The sequence below is a fragment of the uncultured Butyricimonas sp. genome (genome assembly GCF_959596855.1).
Taxonomy (GTDB): domain Bacteria; phylum Bacteroidota; class Bacteroidia; order Bacteroidales; family Marinifilaceae; genus Butyricimonas; species Butyricimonas muris.
The window spans coordinates 47,348-59,063 of sequence record NZ_CAUFYA010000033.1 but is presented as its reverse complement, the minus strand read 5'-3'; the positions used below and the strand labels follow the sequence as shown (position 1 = coordinate 59,063).

Genomic DNA, 11,716 nt, shown 5'->3' with positions numbered 1-11,716 from the left:
AAATGATGAAAGAATCGACAAATCGGACAGATGAGAATAATTTGCAACTTGTGAACCTGTAACTTGCAACTCGCCGCGGGCGAAACAAGGTTAAGGTATCTTAATTAAGAATTTCTTAATATAGAGTTGGCAAGGATATTGCTAATATTGTAGTATCCAAACAAATTGAATAGTATTTACGTTTAATGAATAAAGGAGATAAAGATATGACCATGAAGAAATCATTAGCGAATTTAGGCTTGGGAGTCATTGGCGGTTGTCTCGCTTTCGTGGCGATAGACGCCTTCCATGGAGAGAGTGAAAATACGGTTCCGCGAATGGAGATTGCTTCTCCGGCGGCAGTGCGCCCCGTGGCGTTGACTTCCGAAGCTGCGCTTCCCGTGGGAGGTGCCGGTAGCGTCGATCTGAGGGAGGCTGCCAAAAAGACAGTTCCGGCTGTTGTTCATGTCAAAACGGTACAAATGGGACGAGAATATATAGGCAATCCTTTCTGGGATTTTATATACGGGAACGCACCGCGTACACGCGAGGCTCCCCAGAGAATGGGTATAGGTTCGGGTGTAATCGTTTCGGCAGACGGGTATATTATCACGAACAATCACGTGATTGATAATAGCGATAAGATTGTAGTGACCTTGAATGATAAAAAGGAGTACGAGGCACAGGTTGTCGGTACCGATCCGAACACGGATATCGCTTTGTTGAAAGTCGAGGCAACCGGATTGCCTTACCTCGAGTACGCCAATTCGGACGACGTAGAGTTGGGCGAATGGGTGCTGGCGGTAGGTAACCCGTATAATCTGACTTCAACCGTTACGGCGGGTATTATCAGTGCCAAGGCGAGAGAGTTGGGTATCAATCGAAACCGGATGAGCCTCGAATCATTCTTGCAGACGGATGCTGCCGTGAACCCGGGTAATAGCGGGGGGGCGTTGGTGAATGCCAAGGGGGAACTGATCGGTATCAATACGGCGATAGAATCGCCCACGGGTTCCTATTCCGGGTACGCTTTCGCGGTGCCCTCGAATATAGCGAGAAAGATAGTGGGTGACTTGAAAGATTTCGGTACGGTACAACGGGCTATGCTGGGAATTTCAATGCCGAACGAGGAATTGTCACCTTCCGTGGCGAAGAAGTTGGGTATAGAGGAAACGAGCGGTATTTACGTTTTCGAGGCAATCCCTGACGGGGCAGCTGCTAAAGCCGGGATGAAGAAAGGTGACGTGATTAAGGCTATTAATGGTATCGAGGTGAAGACTCGTCCGGAATTTCAGGGACAGTTGGCTAAATACCACCCGGGAGCCACGGTGAAAGTTACCGTGAGTCGGGGAGGCAAGTTGAAGGACTTTGACGTGGTATTGCAGAACACGTATGGCGATGTATCTCTCGTGGATAAGAACTACACGGGTATTTTGGGTGCAACTGTCGAACCGCTGAGCCGTGAAACGCGTTACCGTTACGGTTTGAACGGCGGCGTGCAGATTACCGATATCAAGAACGGTCCGTTTAAAGCGATCGGGCTGGATAAAGGGTATATTATCCTGAAAATTAATAACACGGTTATTTATGATAAGGATGACTTGGTACGGGCACTTAAAACGGCCGAAAACGAGGGTGTTCTTGTGACAACTGTTTCGCCGAGAGGACGCATCGAGTACTATGCTTTACCGCCACAAGATTAAAAAAAGTTAATAATAGGAAGGTGTCGATTTTAACATATTGGTATATGGATAAATTGTTCTACCTTTGCGACATATTTGGGGGAGAATTTAAGAACGACTATGAGACAGCTAAAGATAACGAAATCTATAACGAACAGAGAGAGTGCTTCTCTCGACAAGTACTTGCAGGAGATTGGTAAGGAGGATTTGATTACCGTGGAGGAAGAAGTTGAGTTAGCTCAACGAATCCGCAAGGGTGATCAGAGAGCGTTGGAGAAATTGACGAGGGCGAACTTGAGGTTCGTGGTTTCCGTTGCAAAACAGTACCAGAATCAAGGGTTGAGTTTGCCTGACCTTATCAACGAGGGGAACTTAGGTTTAATCAAAGCAGCTGAGAAATTTGATGAGACGAGGGGATTTAAATTTATCTCCTATGCCGTATGGTGGATTCGTCAGTCTATTTTGCAAGCGTTAGCGGAACAATCGCGTATTGTACGTCTGCCGTTGAACCAAGTAGGCTCACTGAACAAGATCAACAAGGCATTTTCCCGCTTCGAGCAGGAACATGAACGCCGTCCGTCGCCGGAAGAGTTGGCGGAGACATTGGATTTGCCGGCAGAGAAGGTGGCAGATACCCTACGTGTTTCCGGACGCCATATTTCCGTGGACGCTCCTTTCGTGGAAGGAGAGGACAACAGTTTGCTCGACGTGCTGGTAAACGACGACTCGCCTGTTGCCGACAAAACGTTGATCAACGAATCTCTATCCACTGAAGTGGAACGTGCTTTAGCAACGTTGACTGAACGTGAACGCGATATTATCCGTCTTTTCTTCGGTATCAACTGCCAAGAGATGACTTTGGAGGAAATCGGCGAGAAGTTCGGTTTAACCCGCGAACGTGTTCGCCAGATTAAAGAAAAGGCTATCCGCCGCTTGAGACATTCGTCAAGAAGTAAATTACTGAAAACTTATCTGGGATAAAAGAAAGGTATCCTTTTTTTAGACAAGTTTATAAAAGCATAAAAAAGCCATTCGGGAAGTAAAATCCGGATGGCTTTTTTCATTCTCATAGACTTCTGTAATTTTTTTCTTAACTTTGGAGAATCAATTAAAACTAGAAGAATTATGAAGAAATCATTTTTATTTTTGGCAGATGGATTTGAGGAAGTGGAAGCACTTGGAACGGTAGATGTATTGCGTCGGGGGACGGTAGAGGTAAAGACGGTTTCGATTTCCGGGAAGAAAGAAGTAACGGGAGCGCATGGGGTTCCTGTAGTTGCCGATCTTTTGATAGATGAGGTGAAGGAGGAAGAGGCTGAATTTTTGATTTGTCCGGGAGGGATGCCGGGTGCGAAGAATCTGGGTGACTGTCTGGCTTTAGTGCAATTGATACAAAAGCATTTTGATAAAGGGGGATACGTGGCTGCAATCTGTGCCGCTCCGGCTTTGGTGTTGAGTAAGATCAAAATGGACAGGAAACGGCAGATGACTTGTTACCCGGGATTCGAGGAGTATTTGCCGGAGGCGGATATACAACCTCATGGAGTGGTTGTGGACGGAAACCTGATTACAGGCAGAGGTCCGGCGTATACCTTTAAATTCGGTTTGGCAATCCTTGAACAATTGACTTCGAAGAAAGTCGCGGAGGATGTGGCTGCCGGAATGTTACTTGACTAGATGAAGTATTTTATACTTTTCGGGATATGCTGTTTATTTGCCCTGCAAGGGGTGGGACAGGGAACAACACTTGGAACCCGGATCGCACCACCTTCGGGGTATACCAGAATAAACGCGGGGGAAGATTCTTTCGGGGCTTATCTGAGGAATCTTCCTTTGCGTCCTCGTGGAACCAAGGTCCGTTATTTTGATGGGCGGGAAAAACGGGACACGGGGGTATACTGTGCCGTGGTCGATATGGAGATTGGCAAGCGGAATTTGCAGCAATGTGCGGATGCCGTGATTCGTTTACGGGCGGAATATCTTTACAAGCAAAAAGCGTATGATAAGATACATTTCAATTTCACGAACGGTTTCCGTGCGGACTATACCAAGTGGGCGGAAGGATATCGGATAAGCGTGAAAGGAAATCAGGTTTCGTGGTACAAGGCGAAAGAAAAGGATTATTCTTACAAGACTTTCCGGGCTTATCTGGATATCGTGTTTGCTTATGCCGGAACATTATCTCTTTCCAAGGAATTGCAGCCCGTACCGGTTTCTTCCATGCGGATCGGGGATGTTCTTATTCAAGGTGGTTCGCCCGGTCATGCCGTGGTTGTGGTGGATATGGCAGAAAACCCTTCTACCGGGGAAAAGCTGTATTTGTTGGCACAAAGTTATATGCCGGCACAAGATATACAGGTATTGAAGAACCCGGGAGAACCCAAAATCTCACCTTGGTATTCTTTGAAATCCACGGGGAATATCATCACTCCCGAGTGGGGATTCACGTCTTCCGATTTGAAACGATTTAAGGAATAATGTGATTATATTTTTCAAAAGCCCCCAATCCGAATAAGGAAAAATCATAGCGTATCGGGTCTATCGGGTCCAGTTCCCGAAGGCGGGCGGTAAGTTCTTCCACGGCTTTGCGGTCGTTCTGGTTGCGGGTGAGCAGACCGAGTTGACGACTGACGTTGCCGGTATGGAGATCCAGCGGGATGAGTAGGGCAGAGGTGGGAATGTTTTTCCATAACCCGAAGTCGACTTCCCCGTCGCGACGAACCATCCAGCGCAGGAACATGTTTACTCTTTTGGCGGCGGAACCTTTGTCCACGTTGGCAATATGGCGTAGTACACGTGGTTCGGCGGGGAGAGAGGTAAAGACGGTATGCCATTCCCGCAAAACGTCGAACATATCCCCGTGTTTCCGGTAGGCTTCCGTGAAGACGTTCTCCAGTCCCCCGCGGTTACGATAGATGTTGGCAAGAGATTGAAGAAAATAGACACAATCATAGCTGTTGAACGTGCGATGTTTGAAGTTACGGAATCGTTCGTAATCAGCGGCGTCGGCGTGCATCACGAAATCGTACGGGGCGTAGTCCATGAGTTGCATGAGTTCCTTGCATTTCTTGATAATCGTGGGGCGTTGTCCCCATGCGAGAGAGGCGGCAAGGAAGCCCGCTATTTCAATATCTTCTTTCTCTTCAAAGCATTTGGGAATCTGGATCGGGTCAGTCTCGATAAAAAATTCCGACTTGTTGTATTCTACGTATTTTTCGTCCAGTAACTGTTTTAATTCCTTGGAAAACATAATCATCAATCGTAAATCGTAAATCTAAAATTTCCCGGCTCTCAGCATCTCCCTTTTTCCCGGTGGTCCCGGAAGACGTTTCAAGCTGAACCCGACTTCCCGTAAGGCTTGTTTAACGATTCCTTTCACGCAATATGTCACCAGAATCCCGTTAGGTTTAAGAGCTTGATAGAATTTGGACAGGATATCCGCGCTCCACAAATGAGGTTGGACATCCGGCGCGAAAGCATCAAAAAATACGATATCGAATTGTTCGGTGAAACAGACATTTGAAAAGTCGGCCTCGTGTTTATGCAACGTGAAGTAAGGGGTGATTTCAACTTCTTTTTCCCAAGGGGAGCTATGTATCTCTTTGAATAAGGATGCATCTTCCGCGGGGAAAAAAGTCGTGTAGTTCAAATTAGCCAGTTCTTCTTCGGTTAGCGGGTATTTTTCGAAGCTGTGGAACACGACATTCCGTTGGTTATCCTTTGCGTTCAGCAGGGTTAAAAAAGCATTTAACCCGGTACCGAACCCTGCTTCAAGGATGTGGATGCTGTTTTGCCCGTAATACTCGATTCCGGCTTGGATAAAAATATGGCGGGATTCTTGTATCGCGCCGTGGACGGAATGGTAGTGTTCATTCAGTTCCGGTACGTGTAACGTGGTACTCCCGTCTTCCGTTGTGATAATCTCACGGTGCATCATCAGCACAATTCCTGACGTAATAGGTTAGCAAATTCGACGATATCGTTTTCCGTAGTGTCGAACGAGCATACCCATCTCACTTCGGCGGCATCTTCATCCCAAACGTAGAAGAAACATTCGTCTTGCAGTTTTTGGATTTTATCTCTTGGGATAATGGCAAATACTTCGTTGGCTTCCACTTTTTGAGTAAGGGTCACGGAAGGTATTTGTTCCGCCGCGTTTGCGAGGTTCTTGGCCATGGCATTGGAGTGGGCAGCGGCTTTCAACCAAAGGTCATTTTTCAGCACGGCAGAAAATTGTGCGGCGATGAATCTCGTTTTGGAATGCAGTTGCATCAATTGCTTGCGGATATACTTCACCTCTTTCGATATTCGTGTGTTGAAGAAAATCACCGCCTCCCCGAACATCATCCCGTTTTTCGTGCCCCCGAAACTCATGACGTCGATACCGACTTCTTTTGTTATGCTTGCCGGGGAACATCCCAAGTGAGCGATGGCATTTGCCACGCGTGCCCCGTCCATGTGGACGTACATGTCGTGGGCGTGAGCGAAGTCACATATCTCTTTTAATTCGTCACGCGAATAAACGGTTCCTAATTCCGTGCATTGCGTGAGTGAAATCACTTTGGGTTGCACGTGATGTTGGTCACCGAAGTGGTGCATGTGGTTCTGGATTAACCCGACATTCAATTTCCCGTCGAACGTGGGCACGGTCAGTAATTTGCTTCCTGTTTGTTTTTCGATAGCCCCGCATTCGTCCACGTTGATATGTGCTGTTTCGGCACAGATGATGGCGTTGTATGAATGCGTGAAGGCGGACAGGCTCAAGATGTTTGCCCCGGTACCGTTGTACACGAAATATACATCGATGTCTTCCCCGAATATCTCTTTGAAATCGGCAACAGCCTTTTCCGTGTAAGAGTCTTCTCCATAGGAGTGAGCGTGCCCGTAGGCGGATTCTTCCAGTGCTTTGAAAACCTCCGGTAGTACACCTGAAAAGTTGTCGCTACCGAAACCTCTAATACCCATAATTGAACTAATTTATTTATAATTGTTTGGACAAAAATAGTGATTATTTATATTATCGGGAAATAAAATGAGGCTATCTCATTTTTATTTGAGATAGCCTCTGTTATTTTGAATATTGATTGTCTTATCCCAAGAACGATAACAGGATACCGGCGGCAACGGCAGAACCGATAACTCCCGCCACGTTTGGTCCCATGGCATGCATCAGCAGGAAGTTGCCGGGGTTGGCTTCTTGTCCCACGTTTTGTGACACGCGGGCTGCCATCGGAACGGCAGAAACTCCGGCTGAGCCGATCAACGGGTTAATCTTGTTTTTGGTAAACAAGTTCATGAATTTTGCCAGTAATACGCCACCGGCACTACCCATGCTGAACGCCAAAATACCGATTACCAGAATTGCTAACGTCTGGAAATTCAAGAATGCCGCCGCAGTAGTAGTCGCTCCCACGGAAATACCGAGGAATATGGTAGTGATATTCATTAACTCGTTTTGAACGGTTTTACTCAATCGATCCACGACACCGCTTTCACGCATCAGGTTACCCAACATCAAACAACCGATTAGCGGGGCTGCCGATGGCAATAACAAGGACACGAAAATAGTTACCACGATAGGGAACACGATTTTCTCTTTCTTGGAAACTTTACGCAATTGTTTCATCACGATTTCCCGTTCCTTTTGAGTTGTCAACGCTCTCATGATGGGTGGTTGAATCACGGGTACCAGTGCCATGTACGAGTAGGCCGCAACCGCGATAGGACCGAGCAGGCCCGGTGCCAGTTTCGAGGTCAGGTAAATTGCCGTCGGTCCGTCAGCACCCCCGATAATCCCGATGGAACCTGCTTCCGCGTAAGTGAATCCTAACGCGATAGCACCCAAGAAGGTAGCGAAGATACCGATCTGCGCGGCTGCCCCCAGAAGAAAACTTTTCGGGTTTGCCAACAGCGGACCGAAATCGGTCATGGCACCTACGCCGATAAAAATAATACAGGGATATATGCCTAACTTAACACCTATATAGATGTAGTCCAATAGCCCGACATTGTTAGCGTCCGCGAAATTTGCCCAATGTATATGCCCACCGTCGAAAAGTTCCGGGTGATACAACCCGGCTCCGGGTAGGTTGGTCAGCAACATACCGAAGGCTATAGGTAATAATAACAAAGGCTCGAATTTTTTCACGATAGCCAAGTAAAACAGTACACATGACACCAGTATCATGACGATACAAAGCCAATTACCGTTTGACAAGTGTGCGAAACCCGTGTCATTTATAAACTTCATTACCTTTTCTCCCATATCAATCTCTTCCGCGCTCGCGCTAAACGGAAGAATGAATAACCCGAGTAATGTCGCTATGCTTAAAAGATATTTCTTTAATTGTTTCATTGTTAACAAGTTTACGATGAATTAAGCCAAATCAACAAGCGAATCCTCTTGGGAAACAGACTGTCCGACAGTCACATGGATAGCCTTCACCTGTCCATCGTTGTTAGCCATGATGTTGTTTTCCATCTTCATCGCTTCCATCACGAGTAAAGTATCACCGCGTTTCACGCGGTCGCCTACTTTCACGTTAATGGCAGAAATCGTACCGGGAAGCGGGGCTTTGATTGAAGTTTTGTTAGATGAAGTGTTGGAGGATGAATGATGTACCAGCGTGGCGGCAGGGATGGCTGCAGCCTTACGAGCAACGGGTGTTGACGTTGTGTTTTTGCTCTCGTAAAGTACATCATATGAAATCCCGTTTACCTCAACAGTAGCCTTGTTATGATCTGTTACGCTCACGGTGACATCGAAATTATTCTCGTCTATAGTGATTTTAAATTTGTTCATAATCTTTAATTGTTACTTGGTAAGATTTCTCATGCTATAAATTTTAGAACTCCACGGGGAATAGCGTCTTTCTACCTCCTGTATCGTGATGACGTGGGGTTCTTCATCATGCGAGTCAAAGTACAGGTGCATTGCCATGGCAATGGCAGCCTGTTCATGTGGCGTCGGATGAGCATCGGTTGTTACCGCGGGTGCCGTAACACTGGGTTGGGGTTTCACTTGGTCTTCCAAACGATCCGTGATTTTTGTTTGTAAATTAATGATCCAAATCAAAATAACCAACAACAAAAACACGGTACCCATCCCTATCCCGGTAACGAGGAGCGCGTAGCCCCAATTGATAGCTAACATGGTCATATCTTAAATTATAAAGGTATATTAGAATGTTTCTTCATCGGGTTGGTAACACGTTTGGTCTGTAATGACTGGAAGGCTCTAATCACGCGGAAGCGAGTGTTACGCGGCTCGATAATATCATCAATATACCCGTAAGAAGCAGCCTTGTACGGGTTGGCAAATGCCGTGTTGTACTCTTCTTCTTTTGTCGCGATGAATTTGGCTTTCTCTTCGGCGTCAGTGATAGCCGCCAACTCCTTACCGTACAACACCTCGATAGCACCCTTGGCTCCCATAACGGCGATTTGTGCCGTCGGCCAAGCGTAGTTGAAGTCACCTCGCAATTGCTTGCATGACATCACGTCGTGAGCCCCACCGTAAGATTTACGCAAAGTCACGGTTACTTTAGGAACGGTAGCTTCCCCGTAAGCGAACATCAGTTTCGCGCCGTGAGTGATGATTCCACCATACTCTTGCACGCGTCCGGGCAAGAATCCCGGCACGTCAACCAACGTTAATACAGGAATATTGAAACAGTCGCAGAAACGCACGAAACGTGCAGCCTTGCGTGATGATTCTATATCAAGCACCCCGGCATAGAAGTTCGGTTGATTGGCGATAACCCCGACAGAACGTCCTCCCATGCGGCAGAAACCGACAATAATATTGCGGGCATAACGTTTGTGTACTTCAAGGAATTTGCCGTTATCCACGATAGCCTCGATAACCTCCATCATGTTGTACGGGTGGTTCGGGTTGTCCGGTATCAAGCTGTTCAGCTTGTCTTCCAAACGGTCGATAGGATCATTGCATATCACCATGGGAGCCTCTTCCAAGTTGTTGGAAGGTAAATAAGACAATAAATCGCGAATAGTAGCGATCCCTTCTTCTTCGTTCTCCGCCAAGAAGTGAGAAACACCGGATTTGGTAGAATGAACTTCAGCACCTCCCAGTTCTTCCGTACTGATGTCTTCTCCCGTTACGGTTTTTACTACTTTAGGTCCGGTCACGAACATGTAGGACGATTGATCGGTCATCAGGATGAAGTCCGTCAACGCGGGAGAATACACCGCACCTCCGGCGCAAGGACCGAAAATGGCGGATATCTGGGGAATTACTCCCGAGGCCAAAATATTGCGTTCAAAAATTTCAGCATACCCGGCCAAAGAGTTTACCCCCTCTTGAATACGGGCTCCGCCGGAATCGTTCAACCCGATAATCGGGGCTCCCACGGTCATGGCTTTATCCATAACCTTACAGATTTTTTGTGCCAACATTTCGGAAAGGGCACCGCCGAATACCGTGAAATCTTGGGCAAACACAAACACGAGGCGTCCGTCGATAGTACCTTGTCCGGTAACGACACCGTCGCCCAAGAATTTGGTTTTCTCCATGCCGAAGTTGTAACAACGGTGTGTTACGAACATGTCAAACTCCTCGAAACTATCTTCATCCAGCAACATGGCGATTCTTTCCCGCGCGGTATATTTCCCTTTTTTGTGTTGGGATTCGATACGCTTTTCACCCCCTCCAAGTTTTGCCTGAACTCGTAAGTCGATTAATTCTTTGACTTTATCTTGATTTGTCATATTGTCATGATTTATGTGAGGCCGTTCATTAAAATTATTTTGTTCCGCAAAGTTCAGTCAATACTCTGAACGTGGATTTCGGGTGAAGGAATCCGATTCTCAATCCTTCAGCACCCCCGCGCGGAGCTTTGTCGATCAGTTGACAGCCGGCGGCTTGAGCGTCATTTAATGCCGCTTGAACATCTTCTACTGCAAACGCGATGTGATGCATACCACCACCGTTTTTTTCCACGAATTTACCGATAGGACCCTCTGGGTCTGTAGATTCGAGTAATTCGATCTTAGTTTGTCCTACCTTGAAGAAAGCGGTTTTAACTTTTTGATCTTTTACTTCTTCGATAGCGTAACATTCCAATCCTAAAACGTTTTCATAATACGGGATTGCTTCATCTAAGCTGGCAACTGCGATGCCGATGTGTTCAATATGTGTCGGTTTCATAACAAAAAAAACATTAAAGTTATATATTATATTATAATCATTTAGCATATAATTGACGCAACTTCCGCAAGGATATTCCTTGTTAAATAATTAAAGCGCGAAACTACTCATTGTTATTGCGATTTTCAAGTAAAAGCGATAAATAATTTCAAAAAAAAGGAGTTTATATTTGTTTTAAATAAAGAGGGGATAACCTATGTGGTCGAATTGCGTAAAACTTGTAGTTTTTTGAACGAATATTAGGGATAAATCTAAAATATTGAAGTTATGAGCAAGCAAAAATTAGTAGTTTTTATTATCGCGATTATCGGTATGATCGCCACTTTTTTACCGTGGTACGAGATGGGAAATTCGGGTATGATTATGGGATACCGGACATCCGGTTGGTTCACGTTTATTATGTTCGCTTTGGCATTCCTGTTCGGGCTGCGCGGAAAGCAAAAAAACGATATGACCGGGGGATTGTTATATTTGGCTTCGATATTTTCCTTGCTTGCCGCTTTCGCGGTGATGTGGCAATTGATTGCTCTCGGGTTGAACAAGGAAGGAGCCCAGATGACTGTTGCCGGAAATATGATGGCACAACAGACACGGGTCCTTTACGGTGCTTATCAGGTATTGATCGCCGGAATATGTTTGCCGTTCGGGGCATTTTTGTTCAGGAATAAAAAAGTGGCACGTTAAATTGATTTTAAATACAGCTACCCGTGGGGCGAAGTCTTATACTTGATTGTGCAATGTACTACCCATGATTATAGGGTATATCTCATATAAGTGGTTCTTTAAATATACTTTATAGGGTAAATCTTCTATTATACTCCCATGAAACTTCCATCTATACTCTATCGCGATAAAAAATGGATGGTGTTTTATTTGGAATTGTATGAAA

General features: G+C 46.0%; 13 protein-coding genes. 5 read left to right on the top strand and 8 right to left on the bottom strand.

The genetic code is table 11. The features are described 5' to 3' along the window. Window positions 1-212 precede the first annotated feature (212 nt). The 4 genes from Q5866_RS14130 (at window position 213) to Q5866_RS14115 (ending at window position 4,139) form a co-directional block, all read left to right on the top strand. Complete coding sequence (locus tag Q5866_RS14130) at window positions 213-1,682, top strand: trypsin-like peptidase domain-containing protein (RefSeq protein WP_303180897.1); 1,470 nt, start codon at window positions 213-215, stop codon at window positions 1,680-1,682. 99 nt (window positions 1,683-1,781) lie between these two features. Then, a complete protein-coding gene (locus Q5866_RS14125) occupies window positions 1,782-2,642 on the top strand; it encodes an RNA polymerase sigma factor RpoD/SigA (protein WP_026207779.1) in 861 nt (286 codons plus the stop codon). Window positions 2,643-2,786: 144 nt separating this feature from the next. Continuing rightward, the gene (locus tag Q5866_RS14120) at window positions 2,787-3,338 is read left to right on the top strand and encodes a DJ-1 family glyoxalase III (protein ID WP_303180896.1); all 552 of its coding nucleotides are present in this window, start codon (window positions 2,787-2,789) and stop codon (window positions 3,336-3,338) included. Next, entirely contained in the window at window positions 3,339-4,139 is an 801-nt protein-coding gene (locus Q5866_RS14115; protein ID WP_303180894.1) for a DUF4846 domain-containing protein, read from the top strand. On the opposite strand, the gene Q5866_RS14110 is transcribed toward Q5866_RS14115, so the two are convergent. The 8 genes from Q5866_RS14110 to mce form a co-directional block, all read right to left on the bottom strand. Beyond that, window positions 4,129-4,911 carry a TIGR02757 family protein gene (locus tag Q5866_RS14110; RefSeq protein WP_099294654.1) on the bottom strand — a complete coding sequence of 261 codons (783 nt, stop codon included), beginning with the start codon at window positions 4,909-4,911 and terminating at the stop codon, window positions 4,129-4,131. The two genes, Q5866_RS14115 and Q5866_RS14110, sit on opposite strands and share 11 nt — an antisense overlap. 24 nt (window positions 4,912-4,935) lie before the next feature. After that, on the bottom strand, window positions 4,936-5,598 hold the full coding sequence (mnmD, locus tag Q5866_RS14105; RefSeq protein ID WP_368502038.1) for a tRNA (5-methylaminomethyl-2-thiouridine)(34)-methyltransferase MnmD: 663 nt from the start codon (window positions 5,596-5,598) through the stop codon (window positions 4,936-4,938). Beyond that, window positions 5,598-6,620 carry a low specificity L-threonine aldolase gene (locus Q5866_RS14100; protein ID WP_317198022.1) on the bottom strand — a complete coding sequence of 341 codons (1,023 nt, stop codon included), beginning with the start codon at window positions 6,618-6,620 and terminating at the stop codon, window positions 5,598-5,600. The genes mnmD and Q5866_RS14100 overlap by 1 nt, the downstream gene beginning before the upstream one ends. A 130-nt stretch (window positions 6,621-6,750) precedes the next feature. Then, window positions 6,751-7,911 carry a sodium ion-translocating decarboxylase subunit beta gene (locus Q5866_RS14095; RefSeq protein ID WP_366842336.1) on the bottom strand — a complete coding sequence of 387 codons (1,161 nt, stop codon included), beginning with the start codon at window positions 7,909-7,911 and terminating at the stop codon, window positions 6,751-6,753. Between the two features lie 126 nt (window positions 7,912-8,037). Beyond that, on the bottom strand, window positions 8,038-8,463 hold the full coding sequence (locus Q5866_RS14090; RefSeq protein ID WP_099293105.1) for a biotin/lipoyl-containing protein: 426 nt from the start codon (window positions 8,461-8,463) through the stop codon (window positions 8,038-8,040). A gap of 12 nt (window positions 8,464-8,475) precedes the next feature. Continuing rightward, the gene (locus tag Q5866_RS14085; protein ID WP_176555103.1) at window positions 8,476-8,814 is read right to left on the bottom strand and encodes an OadG family protein; all 339 of its coding nucleotides are present in this window, start codon (window positions 8,812-8,814) and stop codon (window positions 8,476-8,478) included. 14 nt (window positions 8,815-8,828) lie between these two features. Then, the gene (locus Q5866_RS14080) at window positions 8,829-10,388 is read right to left on the bottom strand and encodes an acyl-CoA carboxylase subunit beta (protein ID WP_303180892.1); all 1,560 of its coding nucleotides are present in this window, start codon (window positions 10,386-10,388) and stop codon (window positions 8,829-8,831) included. 34 nt (window positions 10,389-10,422) lie between these two features. Then, window positions 10,423-10,827 (bottom strand): methylmalonyl-CoA epimerase, encoded by a 405-nt coding sequence (mce, locus tag Q5866_RS14075; RefSeq protein ID WP_099294652.1) that lies wholly within the window; start codon window positions 10,825-10,827, stop codon window positions 10,423-10,425. A gap of 267 nt (window positions 10,828-11,094) precedes the next feature. Here mce and Q5866_RS14070 point away from each other — a divergent pair, with 267 nt between their 5' ends. After that, window positions 11,095-11,511 carry a hypothetical protein gene (locus Q5866_RS14070; RefSeq protein WP_099293099.1) on the top strand — a complete coding sequence of 139 codons (417 nt, stop codon included), beginning with the start codon at window positions 11,095-11,097 and terminating at the stop codon, window positions 11,509-11,511. Window positions 11,512-11,716 lie beyond the last annotated feature (205 nt).

What these genes read in the sequence shown, in the direction of transcription:
- Q5866_RS14130 (WP_303180897.1), top strand. Translation starts at nt 213, where the DNA reads ATGAAGAAATCATTAGCGAATTTAGGCTTGGGAGTCATTGGCGGTTGT.
- Q5866_RS14125 (WP_026207779.1), top strand. Translation starts at nt 1,782, where the DNA reads ATGAGACAGCTAAAGATAACGAAATCTATAACGAACAGAGAGAGTGCT.
- Q5866_RS14120 (WP_303180896.1), top strand. Translation starts at nt 2,787, where the DNA reads ATGAAGAAATCATTTTTATTTTTGGCAGATGGATTTGAGGAAGTGGAA.
- Q5866_RS14115 (WP_303180894.1), top strand. Translation starts at nt 3,339, where the DNA reads ATGAAGTATTTTATACTTTTCGGGATATGCTGTTTATTTGCCCTGCAA.
- Q5866_RS14110 (WP_099294654.1), bottom strand. Translation starts at nt 4,911, where the DNA reads ATGTTTTCCAAGGAATTAAAACAGTTACTGGACGAAAAATACGTAGAA.
- mnmD (WP_368502038.1), bottom strand. Translation starts at nt 5,598, where the DNA reads ATGATGCACCGTGAGATTATCACAACGGAAGACGGGAGTACCACGTTA.
- Q5866_RS14095 (WP_366842336.1), bottom strand. Translation starts at nt 7,911, where the DNA reads ATGAAGTTTATAAATGACACGGGTTTCGCACACTTGTCAAACGGTAAT.
- Q5866_RS14090 (WP_099293105.1), bottom strand. Translation starts at nt 8,463, where the DNA reads ATGAACAAATTTAAAATCACTATAGACGAGAATAATTTCGATGTCACC.
- Q5866_RS14085 (WP_176555103.1), bottom strand. Translation starts at nt 8,814, where the DNA reads ATGTTAGCTATCAATTGGGGCTACGCGCTCCTCGTTACCGGGATAGGG.
- Q5866_RS14080 (WP_303180892.1), bottom strand. Translation starts at nt 10,388, where the DNA reads ATGACAAATCAAGATAAAGTCAAAGAATTAATCGACTTACGAGTTCAG.
- mce (WP_099294652.1), bottom strand. Translation starts at nt 10,827, where the DNA reads ATGAAACCGACACATATTGAACACATCGGCATCGCAGTTGCCAGCTTA.
- Q5866_RS14070 (WP_099293099.1), top strand. Translation starts at nt 11,095, where the DNA reads ATGAGCAAGCAAAAATTAGTAGTTTTTATTATCGCGATTATCGGTATG.